Below are 14,417 nucleotides of genomic sequence, written 5' to 3' on the forward strand. Positions count from 1 at the left end.
AGATGTGTATAAGAGACAGGTTCAGCGATTTTCAGATATCAGCCCTGATGACCGCGATTGCCGCCGTTGCCACGGCGCTGGCCCTGGCCGCCTTCGCGACGCTCGCCACCACCACGGTTCTCGTTGCGGCCGCCATGGTTGCGGTCACGCCGTTCGCCCTGCTTCTGGCCAGGACGCCCGTGGTTCTTCTTGCCTTCGTGGTTGCGGTTGCCTTCGCCACGACCGTCGTTCTGCGGATGGCCGTGATCGCGGCGCTCCTGGCGCTGCGGACGGCGTTCGTCGCGCAGAAGGTCGTCACCGGTAAAGCCGCTGGTCGCAGCCACCGGCTCGCCGGCGGGGCGCTCGCGGCGCGCAGGACGGCCGCCGCCATTGTGGTGCTGACCGCCGCCATTTCCCTTGCGGTGGCCGGCGCCGTTGTTGCCGCGGCCGCTGCGGCCCTTGGACGGGCGCGCCTGGTCAGCCGGTGCTTCGCCGCTGGCAACAGCAATGTTGATGCCCATCAGCTTCTCGATGTCGCGCAGCAGGCGGATTTCGTCCGGGGCGCAGAAGGCGATCGCGATGCCATCGCGGCCGGCGCGCGCGGTGCGGCCGATGCGGTGAACATAGGCGTCGGGCACTTCCGGCAGGTCATAGTTGTAGACATGGGTGACGCCGGGGATGTCGATGCCGCGGGCGGCGACGTCGGTGGCGACAAGCACACGGATCTCGCCGTCACGGAAGGCCTTGAGTGCCCGCTCGCGCTGGCCCTGGCTCTTGTTGCCGTGGATCGAAGCGGCCTTGAAGCCGACGTGGTCGAGATGCTTCATCAGCTTCTCGGCGCCATGCTTGGTGCGGCTGAAGATCAGCGACAGGCCGTCCGGGTTTTCGGTCAGCGTCTTCTTGAGAATGGTTGTCTTCAGGTCCTTGCCGGGGACGAAGTGAACATACTGCTCGACCTTGTCGGCGGCCTTGCCCGGAGGCGTCACCTGAACCTTGACCGGGTCGGTCAGGTATTCGCCGGCGAGTTCAGCAATCTGCTTCGGCATGGTGGCCGAAAACAGCAGCGTCTGACGGTTCTTCGGCACCAGCTTGGAAATCTTGCGCAGGTCGTGGATGAAGCCGAGGTCGAGCATCTGGTCGGCTTCGTCAAGCACGAGGTAGCGACCCTGGGTCAGGGTGACCGCCTTGCGGGCGACGAGGTCGAGCAGGCGGCCCGGCGTTGCGACGAGAATGTCGACGCCGCGGGCGAGCTGTTCGGTCTGCTTGTTGATCGAGACGCCGCCGACGACAACGCCGATCTTCAGCGGGGACTTCTTGACGAACAGCTTGAGGTTGGCGGCGATCTGGTTGACCAGTTCGCGGGTCGGGGCCAATACGAGGGCGCGGATGTTGCGCGGATCGGGGCGCTTGCCTTCGGCAACGAGCTTTTCGATCATCGGCAGGCCGAAGGCGGCCGTCTTGCCGGTGCCGGTCTGGGCGAGACCGATGAGATCGTTGCCCTTCAGCACGAGCGGGATGGCCTGCGCCTGGATCGGCGTCGGTTTTTCGAAGCCGTTGGCCGACAGGGTCTCCAGGATGTGCTCGGAGAGGCCGAGATCTTTAAAGGTGGACAAATGCATATACCTTTTGGGGGCGCCAAACGCATTCGCCGGAACCGCATCCTTGCTGTTCCGGTGTCGTTCGGCGTCAAGAACCCCGCGTGAATTGGGAACTTGTGGGTTAAGAAAAAGTCGTCAAGCGCCTGTGCTGTGCCGCCATTGCGGCGATGGGTGCGCTTTTCCTTCTTCACGGCTTTCTGTGTTGCCGAGGGCGCGCTCACGCGGCGGCCTGAAGGTGACGCTGGGCACCATGTCGTCGTTTTAGCCGAAAAAGTCAAGGTCCATCTTTTCGCAGGTGCGAAATGAGGTCTACTCCAGCGCGAGATCGAAGTCGGCCTCGGCCGCTTCCTGGCCGTTCACGAGGACGACGATGCGGTGCGCGCCGGGATAGTATCGACGGGTGGTGATCGGCCGGATCGCATGGCGCTTCTCGATCTCGATCGAAACGCCGGGCGCCAGCATCGCCGACGTCCACTTGAACACTTTCGGCGACCTCGTACCGTTCGCCTTGCGGTGATGCACGGCGTAGTCGATCATCACCTTCTGGCTGGTTTCGGCATCGTGGCTGACGGCAAGCCGTAAGTTCAGGCTCTCGCCGAGAACGATCTCGGAACGGTCAAGCAAGAGCTTGGCCTCGATGCCGGCAGGTGCGGCAAAGCCGAAATTCGAAAGCGCGGCCGGGTGGCCCTGTTTCAGGAGCGTGCGCGAGGCGTGGCGCAGAAGCTGGCGGCGCTCCGGCGAGGCATTGCCGATATGTGCGGCGACGAAGCCCGCCACCTTGTCGGGGTGATCCTTGGCGATGTCGTTGAGGCTGTTGGCAACCGAACGGCGGACATAGCCCTCCGGGTCGTCCAGGAGCGCCGTCAGGATCGGCAGGATTGGCTCCGGGTCGCGGACGAGCTTCGGTAGCCGCATCGCCCAGGGCAGGCGCGGGCGGGTGCCTTCACTCGCCAGTCGCCGCACATGATGGTTGGCATCACCGGTCCAGGTTCCGATCGTGGCAAGGGCGCGGTCCTGATCGCGGTCGATGAAGACGCGAATACCGAATTCTGAGGTGAAATGCGGCGTCAAGGCGCGCAGTAGTGACAGCGAGAGATCGAAGTCCTCAAGTCCGCGCAGGGCGATGTACTGGCTGATCGGTAAAAGCGACCAGCCCGCGATGCCGGAAACGCCCTCCTGCGGCAGGCTCGCTGTGAGAATGGCGGCGGCTTCGGGAAAGGCCTGCGGCAGCGCCTCGACCAGCGCATCGCGGATCTTGAGCGAGCGCTGCATGAGTTCCAGCACTTCGAGACCATCGCCCGCAAGCGCCAGAAATTTCTCCCGGTCGAAGGTATCGGTGTTGCGGTCGAGCTGATCGGCGATGGCGATCACGACGCCGGGATGCAGCAGGTTCTTCAGCGGCTCAGGCATTGGCGGGCGCTCTCCGGGTTCAGATCTTCTGACCGATCGAAAAATGCTGCACCAGCATGACCGCGCTGATCGTCGCCGCATAAGGGGCGAATTCCGGATCGAGGCGGACGCGCTCACCAGCCGATCGGGCGGCTTCCAGCGTTTCCCATTCGACCAGGTCGGCAAACATGCCCGATGTCTCGCAGGAATCGACCGCCTTCCAGGAAACGAAGCCGGGATAGCGCGAAACAGCCTGCATCGCGCGGTGGCGCGTGGCGGTTGCCGCGGGCTTGTCGGTAACGATGCAGACGGCGAGTTCGAGGATGTGGTCGCTGGTCATCTCATGCTCCATGTCAGTTGCCTCTTGATCTAGCACAGGGCAACTGACAGCCTTATGGCCATTATCGACTGCCCCTGCGCTTGTGAGTGCCGAACGGTCGCTGTAGCCCTTTTAAGGTTAGGGGAAGGATGGGACGCCACGATGAGACCTGCCGACCGGTTGTTCCGCATCATCCAGCTCATGCGCGCCACCGGGCGGGCGATGACGGCGCGCGAGATTGCCGAGAAGATGGAGGTCGCACAGCGGACCATCTACCGCGACATGGAGCACCTGATTGCATCGGGGGCTCCGATCGATGGCGAGCGTGGCGTTGGCTATCTGTTGCGCGGGGCCTTTGACGCGCCGCCGCTTGCCTTCACCTTCGAGCAGCTCGAAGCTCTCGCCTTCGGTGCCCGCGCCGTGCAGATGCTGGGTGATGGGCGGCTTGCCCAGGCGGCGCGCGAAGCAATGGAGAAGATCGCCCATGGCCTGCCGCCGGAACACCGTCAGCGACTGACGGCAGCACCGCTTCGTGCCTTCCGCTCGGCGCTCCAGCCGGAGCCGCCGGTTCTGCTCGGAGATCTGCGTCAGGCGATTGCTGAGCGGCGCAAGCTTCGGCTGGCCTATGACAGCCTCAAGAACGAGCACTCCGAGCGCACCATCTGGCCGCTTGGCCTCAGCGTTTTCGGTCATCTCTGGCTACTGACGGGCTGGTGCGAGCTGCGCCAGGATTTCCGGGACTTCCGCGTCGACAGGATCAGCTCTGCTCGCGTCGAGCGGGAGCGCTACGAGGCGACGCCGGAGCGCAGCTTCGAGGCCTATCTCGCGCGGATGTGAAGACCGCCGCGCTGTAAATAAATCGAGCTGGACGGCGTCGGCGATGGAACCGAACCGGGGTTCGATCGTTCTCTTTAAAGGGCCACTTCGGCCCGCCACGATCCACACCTTTCATTGGGAGACAATCGTGCAGAACCGGACATGGATACTGGCCGCGGACGGCAACACCGCGCGCATCGTCAAGGGCGTCAACCTCTTGAAAGAGGAACGCCAGCGGCCGGACGAGGAGACCTTTCACACCGAACCGAAGCGCGTTCAGGACATTATGGCCGACAAGCCCGGCCGGTCGCATTCGTCGGTTGGACACGGCCGCTCCGCGATGGAATACAAGAGCGACCCGGTTCGCGAGGAGCAACAGCGTTTCGTCGCTGACGTTGCCGAACGGCTGGAAAGCTATGCGGCCAACCACGCTTTCGACAGCCTGGTGATCTGCGCCGCACCTCGCACACTCGGTGATCTCAGGAAACAGCTTTCGGCACACGTCAGGGAGCGGACCGTTGCCGAAATCGACCGCAACTGCGTCGCGGCGACCACGGAACAACTGATCGCCACGGCGCGGGCTGCCGTCTTTCCCTGAGTGGGATGCTCTAAGTCGCGCCATCGCTGTGCGGTGAACCGCACAGGAAAGCCCTTGTGGTGCCCCGTCAGAAATCGGTCGGGACGCCGCCCTCTGCCTTGCGTCTGGCAACGAACGCGTCAAGTTCCTCTTCGATCGCCGGATCGAGCGACGGGCGCTCGTACTCGTTGAGCTTCTGCTTGAAGATCCGGTTGGCATGATCGTAGGTCGTCGGCCGCCCTGCTTCCGTCCAGGTCTCGAAGTTGCGCCAGTCGGACAGGATCGGCGAATAGAACGCCGTGTCGTAGCGCTGCAGCGTGTGCAACGTGCCGAAGTAGTGCCCGCCGGGCCCGACGTCGCGCACCGCATCGAGACCGAGCGCGTCCTCGCTGACGTCGAGCGGTGTCAAATACTCCGCCACCATCTGCAGCATGTCGACGTCGAGAATGAACTTCTCGAAGGAGGCCGTCAGCCCGCCTTCGGTCCATCCGGCCGCGTGCATGATGAAGTTGCCGCCGCCCTGCGTCAGTGCCCAAAGCGACATGGCGGACTCGTAGGCCGCCTGCGCATCGAGCGTGTTGGCGGCATTGGTGTTGGAGGTGCGGTAGGGGATGTTATACTTGCGGGCGAGTTGGCCGCCGGCGACCACCGCCTTCATGTATTCCGGCGTGCCGAAGGCCGGTGCTCCGGTCTTCATGTCGACATTGGACGTGAAGCCGCCATACATCACCGGCGCGCCGCGCCTGACCATTTGGGTAAACGCGATGCCGCAAAGCGCCTCGGCATTCTGCTGGACGAGCGCGCCGGCGATTGTCACCGGCGCCATGGCGCCGGCGAGCGTAAACGGCGTGACCACCACCACCTGATTGCGCGAGGACATCTCGATGATGCCCTGCAGCATCGGCCCGTCGAGGCGGAGCGGTGAGGAGGTGTTGATGATGGTGAAGAGCGAGGGCTCGCGTTCCATCTGTTCCATCGAAATGCCGCGGCCGATGCGGGCGATCTCGATGCCGTCGGTGTTGCGCTGCTTCCCAAGCGAATAGACATGGAAGACCTTGTCGGTGAGCTTCACCATGTCGGAGAGGCAATCGAGATGGCGCACCGAGGCGTGGATGTCGACCGGCTCGACGGGATAGCCGCCGGTCGTGTGCACGATGTCGTAGGACTGGGCGAGCTTTACAAGCTTGCGAAAGTCTTCATGGTTGCCGGTGCGGCGGCCGCCGTCACGATCCGCGACGAAGGGGGCGCTGGCGATCTGGGCGAAGACGAGGTTGTTGCCACCGATCGCGACGTTACGGGCCGGATTGCGCGCATGCATTGTGAAGGAGGAGGGAACCGAGGCGATCATGTCCATGATCAGACCGCGGTCGAAGCGGACGCGATCGGTCCCGGGGGTGATGTCGGCGCCCGCTGCCTTCATCCGCTCGCGCGCCTCGGGCAGGATGACATCCATGCCGATCTCTTCAAGGATCGTCAGCGACGCCTGATGGATCGCTTCGAGCGCATCGTCTGACAGCACCGAGGATTTGGTCTGGGTGTTGACGAGATTGAGATATTTGCCGCCTGAGGATTTTCGTGTGCGCTCGCCGCCCCGGCCGCCGGGCCTGCGCCGCCGCTCGAGCGGCGAGGAGGATTCGCCTGTCGCAGCATCCGGAAACTGATCGTTGTTCATGAGAAATCCACCGCGTTGCCGATGGCATTCTGTCGCAGATTTTTCGCGGCAATGCCCCTGCCATTTGCGACAGTTCAGGCCTCTGATGGAGTAAAGGCTGTCAAATCGTCCCAGAGAGAGCCTGGGTCAGCGCTTGTCGCCGCGCAACATTTCGCGCTTGCCGGCAAAGCCCTTGCGCTTTTCGACGGCAAAGCCGGCGCCCGTCAGATTGCGGCGCACGAAGCCGGCGGCGGCATAGGTGGCGAAGCTGCCGCCGGGCGTGGTCTTTTCGAAGACGCGGTGCATCAGCTCTTCCGACCACATGTCGGGATTGCGCGACGGGGCGAAGCCGTCGAGGTACCACGCGTCGAAGCGACCTTCAGCCTTGGCAACGCCCTCCAGTGCCGGGCCACAGATGACGGCAAGACGTACACCGTCACCGAAGTCGATATGAACGTCGCCCCCATGCGCGTCCGGCCAGTGCGTGACCAGCGCCTGCCGCTCCGTATCAATTTCCGGCCAATGGCTGAGCGCGCGGGAAATCTCGTCGGCCGCCATCGGGAAGCGCTCGAACGACACGAAATGCAGCCGATCGCCGGTGGTTGCCGTCGCCTTCCACTGCCGCCAGGTTTCGCAGAAATTGAGGCCGGTGCCGAAGCCGAGTTCGCCGATTGTGAATAGGCCAGCACCGACCCAGCGCTCCGGCACGCCGTTGCCGGAAAGGAAGACGTGGCCGCATTCCAGCCGCCCGTCGGTGCGGCAATAAAAGTGATCGCCAAACTCCCGGGAATAGGGCATATCGCCCTCGTGCCAATCAAGGTTTTGGTGCGCCGGGGGCTCGATCGGGTCTGCTGGTTCTGTCATGGCGAAGGCGATAATCCGCCGGCCGGAGAAGGTCAATCGATGAGCGAGCTTTTGGTCGTCGGCGGCGGCATCATGGGGCTGTGGGCCGCTCTCGTTGCCGCGCGCCAGGGCATGGCGGTGCGGCTTGTCGAGCGACAACGGATCGGAGCTGGCGCGAGCGGTGGTCTCCTTGGCGCGCTCATGCCGCATATGCCTGACCGCTGGAACGCCAAGAAACAATTCCAGTTCGATGCGCTGGTTTCGCTGGACGGGGAAATTGGCCGGCTCGAAGCGGAAACCGGGCTATCGACCGGCTATCGCCGTACGGGCCGGCTGATGCCGCTTGGCAAGCCGCATCTGCGCGACATTGCGCTTGGCCATGAGCAGGACGCGCTGACGCGTTGGCAAGCGGCCGACCGGCAATTTCTCTGGCAAGTCCGGAACGAGGCGCCTGAGGGGTGGCCGAGTGCCAGGGCGGCCGTTTACGGTGTCGTGTTCGATACGCTGGCTGCAAGGGTCTCACCGCGCCGCATGCTGGCAACCTTGCGAACGGCTCTCCTGCAGTTGCCGAACGTTCGGCTCGAGGAGGGAGCGGGTGTGCGCGCAATCGACCCGACGCACGGACGCGCCGAGCTCGATGACGCCAGCCGGGTCACGTTCGATCATTGCATCATTGCCGCCGGTATCGGCAGTTTTCCCTTGATCGACGCCTTGTCCGTTCCATTGAAGGCGACGAGCGGCACTGCCGTCAAAGGCCAGGCAGCACTTCTCAAGGCCGATGTCGATCCTGATCTGCCCGTCATCTTCACGGATGGCGTCTACGTCATCGCCCATGACGACGGCCATGTGGCGGTGGGCAGCACCAGCGAGAATCGCTTCGCCGACCCCTTGTCGTGTGACGAACAGCTCGATGAGCTGCTTCGGCGAGCCTTGGTGCTCGCGCCGCGCCTGGCGGATGCCACGGTGGTGGAACGCTGGGCGGGGCTTCGGCCAAAGTCTGCGGGACGCGAGCCGATCGTCGGGCGGCATCCGGATCACCGGAACATCTTCGCTCTGACGGGCGGCTTCAAGGTGAGCTTCGGTATCGCGCACAGACTGGCGCAGGTTGTTGTCGACGAGGTTGCTGGCCTGCCGACGGCAGATATTCCGGAATCCTTCTTGTGCCAGACTCACATAGCGGCACTTCGCGAGAAACATCTTTAAGGCGAGCGGCAAAGGAAAGGCTCCACCAGCGGCAGAGCCCTGTTCCATTGAACGACGCTGGTGCTTGAGCACTCAGACCTTACATCCAGTAAGGCGGCACGCCATAATAGTCGTAGACGCGGCGGCCGTTCTCCTGGTCCCAATTGTATTCTTCGGTGCCGTGATACTTCGGCGCACGCTCGACCTGATCGCGAGTCACATCCGTGCGATAGCCGCCGAGCTTCTCGTCATAGGTCAGCTTCGCCCAGGGCAGCGGATAGTGGTCTTCGCCGATGCCGAGAAAACCGCCGAAGCCGAGCACGGCATAGGCGACGCGGCCGCTGCGCTTCTCGATGATCACGCGCTCGATCGAACCGACGTGCCTGTCGTCTGGGCCATAGACCTTGGTGCCTTCAACCTTGTCGCTGGCGATCAGGTCATGGGTTTCCTTGATGCTGGCATCCTGAAGGCTCGAATTATGATAGGTCACGCTTCTTCTCCATCCTTGTTTGTCACTTCAGGGGAACGGGTGGTTGGCTGGATGGTTCCGAAAAACCTGTGGGCGCACTTCGGGCGCTAATGGGCAATGTTGCCCCGCTTACTTCGTCAATCTGTCACGCAAATCACCTAAGACGCGGCCATTAGATGACGATGATTGCGGGCCGGATCGATCCGCAATCGTCAGCATGATCGATCGTTGTAAGTTGGAGCGAGATACGGGCGGAAACCGTATGCACCTTTCCTCATCCCGCTCTAACGGACACCCGGAGCCAGTCCATGCGCTACGCCATTTGTTTCACGCCACCGATGTCCGACCCGCTTTCCGGGGTCGCTGCGAGCTGGCTTGGGCGCAATGTCTACTCCGGCGAACCGGCCGAATTGCCGTCGGTCGCAGGACTGAGCGCTGCCGACATCGCCTATCATACGGCCGTGCCGCGCCGCTTCGGTTTCCACGCTGTCATGATGTCGCCATTTCGGTTGCACCCCGACAAATCGGAATCGGAGCTTCTCAAAGCGCTCATGCATTTCGCCGGCGCGCAGACGCCGTTCAAGGTTGATCGCCTGGAAGTTGCCCGTCTTGGCCGCTGCTGGGGCCTGATGCCGCAGGTTCCGAGCACCGCCGCGCATTTGCTGGCAGCCAGTGTCGTTCAGGAGTTCGACGCCTTTCGCGCGCCGCTCAGCGAAGACGATATCGAACGGTCGGATCCGGACCGGCTCACTGCACCGCAGTTTTCCAACCTGCATCGGTGGGGCGATCCTCATGTCATGGATGAGTACCGTTTCCACATGATGCTGACCGGACCGCTTGCCAACGACGCCTTGCGCCATGTTGAGGCGCCGTTGCGCGAATTGTTCGAGCCGTGCCTTGCCATGCCGTTGTCGATCGGCAGCCTGGCTCTCTTTGTCGAGCAGACGGGCGGGCCGATGCGGGTGCATTCGCAGCATCCGCTCGGCAAGATCTCGACGAATGCGCGCGCCGACCGGGCCAAACGCGCCGCCGTCGCCGATCCGTCGCTCGGCTCGGGCGCGATCCGGCCCCTGCCGCTCATCGTTGCGGCACTGATGGCGCACCGCTAGAGCCGGACGAAGAGCTATTTCGCAAACAACATCGGACGCGGATAGGGCAACGCCAGAGGCGGCATGCCCGTTTCCGAAAAGTACCGGATCGATTTCGTCTCTCCATCGGAGATCGGGCGCTGAGTACTGATAATCCGGCATCGGAAGAGGGTAACGACATATTCGACCTGGTCGCCGTTCGGATAGGTGTAACGAAACGCCTTTCCGCCGAAGACGCCAAGGATCCTGTCGATTGAAACCGGGAATCCGGTTTCTTCCATGACCTCCCTGATGACCGCCTCTTCAGGCGTTTCGCCGAGCTCGATTGCTCCGGCCGGCAAACTCCAGCCTTCGCCGCTCGCTTTTTCCTGCAACAATATCTGCCCTTCGGCGTTATTTATGACGGCAGCGACCGATGGGCAGAGCAGGAGGTCGGTCCCGACCTTTTCGCGGAGATTTTGGATGTAGGTTTTCATCGCCTTGCACTGTGTGGTTGAAGCCAACTGCACCTAAGATCGTTTCGCAAAAGATCTCAATTGCGATCTTTGCCCATCGCAACGGCGTGGCGGCGGAGAGCACTGTCGCGGGTAGATTTCGGTATCGACAATCCGGTCGGCGGTGATACCGTTCGGGAAAAACCGAAGGATGATTTGATGTCTGAGACCAGCTATCCGCGCGACCTCGTAGGCTATGGCCGCAATCCGCCGAAGGCGAACTGGCCCGGCGACGCGCGCATCGCCGTGCAGTTCGTGCTGAACTACGAGGAAGGCGGCGAAAGCTGCATTCTCGATGGCGACCCGGCTTCCGAGTGCTTGCTGTCGGAGATCGTCGGGGCGCAGCCTTGGGCTGGCCAGCGCAACCTCAACATGGAATCGATCTACGAATATGGTTCGCGCGTCGGTTTCTGGCGTCTCTGGCGCATGTTCACCAGCCGCAACGTGCCGCTCACCGTATACGGCGTGACACAGGCCATGGCGCGCAATCCAGAAGCGGTCGCCGCGATGAAGGAAGCCGGCTGGGAGATCGCCAGCCACGGCCTGCGCTGGCTCGAATACAAGGACTTTCCGGAAGAGGTCGAGCGCGAGCATATCCGTGAAGTGGTCCGGCTGCACACGGAGCTGACAGGCGAGCGGCCGCTCGGCATCTACCAGGGCAAGCCCTCGGCCAACACGCTGAAGCTGGTGCTGGAGGAGGGAGGCTTTCTCTATTCCTGCGACAGCTATGCGGATGAGCTGCCCTACTGGGTGCCGGGTCTTGCGGCCGACAAGCCGCATCTGATCATCCCCTATACGCTCGATGCCAACGACATGCGCTTTGCGACCCCGCAGGGCTTCAACAGCGGCGACCAGTTCTTCGCCTATCTCAAGGACACCTTCGACGTGCTCTACGAGGAGGGCCGCGAAGGTGAGGCCAAGATGATGAACATCGGTCTCCACTGCCGTCTCGTCGGCCGGCCGGGCCGGGCCGCAGCGCTCGCGCGCTTCGTCGATTACGTCATGTCGCACGACAAGGTCTGGGTGCCCAGGCGCATCGACATCGCCAACCACTGGTACCAGCACCACAAGCCGGAAGGGGCGCGCTGATGTCCGACCGCGAAGCCTTCGTCGCCCGTTTCGGCGGCGTGTTCGAGCACTCGCCCTGGGTGGCCGAACGGGCCTACGACCGGGCCGCGGCGACGGGGCTGACGGCCGGAACCGTACATTCGGCCCTCTGCCAAGCCTTTAGCACCGCGCTGCCGCGCGAGAAGATGCAAGTGCTGCGCGCCCACCCGGATCTGGCTGGCAAGCTGGCGATCGCCGGCAAGCTCACGGCGGATTCGACGGCGGAACAGGCGTCCGCCGGTCTCGACCGGCTGACGGAAGAGGAGCATCAACGCTTCACGGCGCTCAACGACGCCTATACGAAGAAATTCGGCTTCCCCTTCATCATCGCGGTGAAGGGGCTCACCAAGGGGCAAATTCTTGCCTCCTTCGAAAGCCGCATTGACAATTCGCCCGAAGAGGAATTTGAAACCGCTTGCGCGCAGGTGGAGAAGATCGCCCGCCTGCGCCTGCAGTCGATGCTTCCTGGAGACGAAAATGCCTGACAACACCGTTCGATCCGTGTCCTCGTTCTCTTGGAGGGCCGTCGAACTGGAGCTGACATCTGCGATTGCCGTGGAAACCTGCGAGGCCCACGCCTGATGTCGCGCGTGCTTACGATCGAACCGCTGACGCGTGAAGCCTTCGCCCCTTTCGGGACCGTGATCGAAGCCGATCCCGCCACCATGCGCTACATCAACGGCGGCAACACCGAACGCTTCCATGGACTGGCGCGTGCCGACGTCGTCGGCGACGGCGCCAATGTCATCATCAACATCTTCCGTGGCCAGCCGCGTGCGTTTCCCTATGCGGTGACGATGATGGAGCGCCATCCGCTCGGCAGCCAGAGCTTTTCGCCACTCGACGATCGCCCGTGGCTGGTCGTCGTTGCAGAAGACCGAAATGGGCGTCCCGGTGAGCCGCGGGTGTTCCACGCGAGTGGCCGGCAAGGTGTGAACTACGGACGCAACGTGTGGCATCATCCGCTGATGTCGATCGGCGCCGTCAGCGATTTCATCATCGTCGACCGGGAAGGTCCGGGCAATAATCTCGAAGAGTTCTTCTACGACGAACCCTTCGTCATCGAGAGCGCGACCTAGCGGGGTGAGGAAAAGCGTGGGCGGTTTTCCGCCCGCATCCCACGCCAAGTTTATGGGAAGAGAGAAGCGATGAGCAGCACCGGCCGCCTGACGACCCACGTTCTCGACACCGCACTCGGCAAGCCGGCCGAGGGCCTGCGCATCGACCTCTACTGGCTCGAAGGCGAAGAGCGGCAGTTGATCCGCACTGTCCACACCAACAGCGACGGCCGTGTCGACGGGCCGATGGTCGAGGGCATCGGCTTCATGGCCGGCACTTATGAGCTGGTCTTTCACGCCGGCGACTATCTGCGCCGGTCCGGCGCGACGCTGCCGGAACCGGCTTTCCTCGACCGCATCCCCTTGCGCTTCGGCATCGCCGATCCGGCGAGCCACTATCACGTGCCGCTGCTGCTCTCGCCCTATGGCTACTCGACCTATCGCGGGAGCTGAGGGGAGAGCAAAGGGCGGTAGGCTTCGCCCTCATTTCCCGGGGTCTTTGGTGCGAGCGACACCCCACTCTCCGTCATCCTCGCCCTTGTGGCGGGGATCGAGCGACCCGACGTCGGTCGGGTCGAACGACTCTTTCAGCCCAAGGACTTGGGCTGCTGGATTCCTGTGACGAGCACAGGAATGAGGGGTATCCCTTTAGAGCCGGGCTACCAACTCTCAATCCGCCAGGATGCTGTGGTCGACGTCGTTGATGTCGCGCTTGCCGCAGAGCGCCATGGTGATGTCCATCTCCTTGCGGATGATTTCCAGCGCCTTGGTGACGCCGTCCTTGCCCATAGCGCCGAGGCCATAGAGGAAGGGGCGGCCGATATAGGTGCCCTTGGCGCCCATGGCGATGGCCTTCAGCACGTCCTGGCCGGAGCGGATGCCACCGTCGAGATGGACCTCGATCTGGTGGCCGACCGCATCGACGATGCGCGGCAGCATGCTGATCGAGGAATGGGCGCCGTCGAGCTGGCGGCCGCCATGGTTGGAAACGATGATCGCATCGGCACCGGTTGCCGCCGCCATCTTCGCGTCCTCGGGATCGAGGATGCCCTTGAGGATCAGTGGCCCACCCCAGCGCTCCTTGATCCAGGCGACATCCTTCCAGGAGAGCTGCGGATCGAACTGTTCCGCCGTCCAGGCGCCGAGCGAGGAGAGGTCGGTGACGCTTTTCGCGTGGCCGACAATGTTGCGGAAGGTGCGGCGCTTGGTGCCGAGCATCTTCATGCACCAGCCAGGTCGTGTCGCCATCTGCCAGAGATGCTTCGGCGTCATCTTCGGCGGCGCGGAGAGGCCATTGCGCAAGTCCTTGTGGCGCTGGCCGAGGATCTGCAGATCGAGCGTCAGCACCAGCGCCGAGCACTTGGCAGCCTTGGCGCGGTCGATCAGGTTGAGCACGAACTCGCGCTCGCGCATGACGTAGAGCTGGAACCAGAAGGGTTTTGTCGTGACCGAGGCGACGTCCTCGATCGAGCAGATGCTCATGGTCGAGAGCGTGAAGGGAACGCCGAAGGCTTCGGCGGCCTGGGCCGCCAGCATCTCGCCGTCGGCATGCTGCATGCCGGTAAGGCCGGTTGGCGCCAGTGCCACCGGCATCGACACCTTCTGGCCGATCATCGTCGTTTCAAGCGAGCGGTTGGTCATGTCGACCAGCACCCGCTGGCGCAGCTTGACCTTGGCGAAATCCTCCTCGTTGGCGCGGTAGGTGCCCTCGGTCCAGGCGCCGCTATCGGCGTAATCGAAGAAGAGCTTCGGCACCCGGCGCTTGGCGAGCGCCTTGAGATCGCTGATTTCGAGGATTTGCGTCATGGAAACGGCCTTCGTCCAACGGAGATTGAACGAGCCATTAC

16 protein-coding genes are annotated in these 14,417 nt (G+C 63.2%); 8 read left to right on the forward strand and 8 right to left on the reverse strand.

The window, feature by feature from the left end; translation table 11 throughout:
* Window positions 1-38 precede the first annotated feature (38 nt).
* The 3 genes from BBX50_RS08710 to BBX50_RS08720 form a co-directional block, all read right to left on the reverse strand.
* Complete coding sequence (locus BBX50_RS08710; protein ID WP_065775407.1) at window positions 39-1,592, reverse strand: DEAD/DEAH box helicase; 1,554 nt, start codon at window positions 1,590-1,592, stop codon at window positions 39-41.
* A 294-nt stretch (window positions 1,593-1,886) separates the two neighbouring features.
* Window positions 1,887-2,987, reverse strand: a complete 1,101-nt coding sequence (locus BBX50_RS08715; protein WP_065774931.1) for a DNA alkylation repair protein — start codon at window positions 2,985-2,987, stop codon at window positions 1,887-1,889.
* Window positions 2,988-3,006: 19 nt separating this feature from the next.
* Window positions 3,007-3,306, reverse strand: coding sequence for a hypothetical protein (locus BBX50_RS08720; RefSeq protein ID WP_065774932.1), 300 nt, complete (start codon window positions 3,304-3,306; stop codon window positions 3,007-3,009).
* Window positions 3,307-3,447: 141 nt separating this feature from the next.
* Here BBX50_RS08720 and BBX50_RS08725 point away from each other — a divergent pair, with 141 nt between their 5' ends.
* Window positions 3,448-4,122 carry a YafY family protein gene (locus BBX50_RS08725; RefSeq protein WP_065774933.1) on the forward strand — a complete coding sequence of 225 codons (675 nt, stop codon included), beginning with the start codon at window positions 3,448-3,450 and terminating at the stop codon, window positions 4,120-4,122.
* Between the two features lie 127 nt (window positions 4,123-4,249).
* The gene (locus tag BBX50_RS08730) at window positions 4,250-4,699 is read left to right on the forward strand and encodes a host attachment protein (RefSeq protein WP_065775408.1); all 450 of its coding nucleotides are present in this window, start codon (window positions 4,250-4,252) and stop codon (window positions 4,697-4,699) included.
* A gap of 67 nt (window positions 4,700-4,766) precedes the next feature.
* Here the strand turns inward: BBX50_RS08730 and BBX50_RS08735 are convergent, their stop codons facing one another.
* Both BBX50_RS08735 and mnmD read right to left on the reverse strand, forming a co-directional pair.
* Window positions 4,767-6,350 (reverse strand): trimethylamine methyltransferase family protein, encoded by a 1,584-nt coding sequence (locus tag BBX50_RS08735; protein WP_065774934.1) that lies wholly within the window; start codon window positions 6,348-6,350, stop codon window positions 4,767-4,769.
* Between the two features lie 126 nt (window positions 6,351-6,476).
* Window positions 6,477-7,193, reverse strand: a complete 717-nt coding sequence (gene mnmD / locus BBX50_RS08740) for a tRNA (5-methylaminomethyl-2-thiouridine)(34)-methyltransferase MnmD (protein WP_065775409.1) — start codon at window positions 7,191-7,193, stop codon at window positions 6,477-6,479.
* 39 nt (window positions 7,194-7,232) lie between these two features.
* On the opposite strand from mnmD, the gene BBX50_RS08745 reads away from it, so the two are divergent.
* A complete protein-coding gene (locus BBX50_RS08745) occupies window positions 7,233-8,375 on the forward strand; it encodes an FAD-dependent oxidoreductase (protein ID WP_065774935.1) in 1,143 nt (380 codons plus the stop codon).
* Between the two features lie 79 nt (window positions 8,376-8,454).
* Here BBX50_RS08745 and BBX50_RS08750 read toward each other — a convergent pair whose 3' ends face one another.
* The gene (locus tag BBX50_RS08750) at window positions 8,455-8,844 is read right to left on the reverse strand and encodes a PRC-barrel domain-containing protein (RefSeq protein WP_065774936.1); all 390 of its coding nucleotides are present in this window, start codon (window positions 8,842-8,844) and stop codon (window positions 8,455-8,457) included.
* 287 nt (window positions 8,845-9,131) lie between these two features.
* Between BBX50_RS08750 and BBX50_RS08755 the strand changes: the two genes are divergently transcribed.
* Entirely contained in the window at window positions 9,132-9,932 is an 801-nt protein-coding gene (locus tag BBX50_RS08755; RefSeq protein ID WP_083213600.1) for a DUF1045 domain-containing protein, read from the forward strand.
* A gap of 14 nt (window positions 9,933-9,946) precedes the next feature.
* Here the strand turns inward: BBX50_RS08755 and BBX50_RS08760 are convergent, their stop codons facing one another.
* Window positions 9,947-10,387 carry an NUDIX domain-containing protein gene (locus BBX50_RS08760; RefSeq protein WP_065774937.1) on the reverse strand — a complete coding sequence of 147 codons (441 nt, stop codon included), beginning with the start codon at window positions 10,385-10,387 and terminating at the stop codon, window positions 9,947-9,949.
* Window positions 10,388-10,564: 177 nt separating this feature from the next.
* Between BBX50_RS08760 and puuE the strand changes: the two genes are divergently transcribed.
* From puuE to uraH, 4 genes are all read left to right on the forward strand, one after another.
* Window positions 10,565-11,494 (forward strand): allantoinase PuuE, encoded by a 930-nt coding sequence (puuE, locus tag BBX50_RS08765; RefSeq protein WP_065774938.1) that lies wholly within the window; start codon window positions 10,565-10,567, stop codon window positions 11,492-11,494.
* The gene (gene uraD / locus BBX50_RS08770; RefSeq protein ID WP_065774939.1) at window positions 11,494-11,997 is read left to right on the forward strand and encodes a 2-oxo-4-hydroxy-4-carboxy-5-ureidoimidazoline decarboxylase; all 504 of its coding nucleotides are present in this window, start codon (window positions 11,494-11,496) and stop codon (window positions 11,995-11,997) included. The genes puuE and uraD overlap by 1 nt, the downstream gene beginning before the upstream one ends.
* 96 nt (window positions 11,998-12,093) lie before the next feature.
* Window positions 12,094-12,591 carry an ureidoglycolate lyase gene (locus BBX50_RS08775; RefSeq protein WP_065774940.1) on the forward strand — a complete coding sequence of 166 codons (498 nt, stop codon included), beginning with the start codon at window positions 12,094-12,096 and terminating at the stop codon, window positions 12,589-12,591.
* Window positions 12,592-12,660: 69 nt separating this feature from the next.
* Window positions 12,661-13,023 carry a hydroxyisourate hydrolase gene (gene uraH, locus BBX50_RS08780; protein ID WP_065774941.1) on the forward strand — a complete coding sequence of 121 codons (363 nt, stop codon included), beginning with the start codon at window positions 12,661-12,663 and terminating at the stop codon, window positions 13,021-13,023.
* Between the two features lie 216 nt (window positions 13,024-13,239).
* Here the strand turns inward: uraH and BBX50_RS08785 are convergent, their stop codons facing one another.
* The gene (locus BBX50_RS08785) at window positions 13,240-14,376 is read right to left on the reverse strand and encodes an alpha-hydroxy acid oxidase (RefSeq protein WP_065774942.1); all 1,137 of its coding nucleotides are present in this window, start codon (window positions 14,374-14,376) and stop codon (window positions 13,240-13,242) included.
* Window positions 14,377-14,417 lie beyond the last annotated feature (41 nt).

This window comes from Ensifer sp. LC11 (genome assembly GCF_001695835.1).
GTDB lineage: Bacteria > Pseudomonadota > Alphaproteobacteria > Rhizobiales > Rhizobiaceae > Ensifer.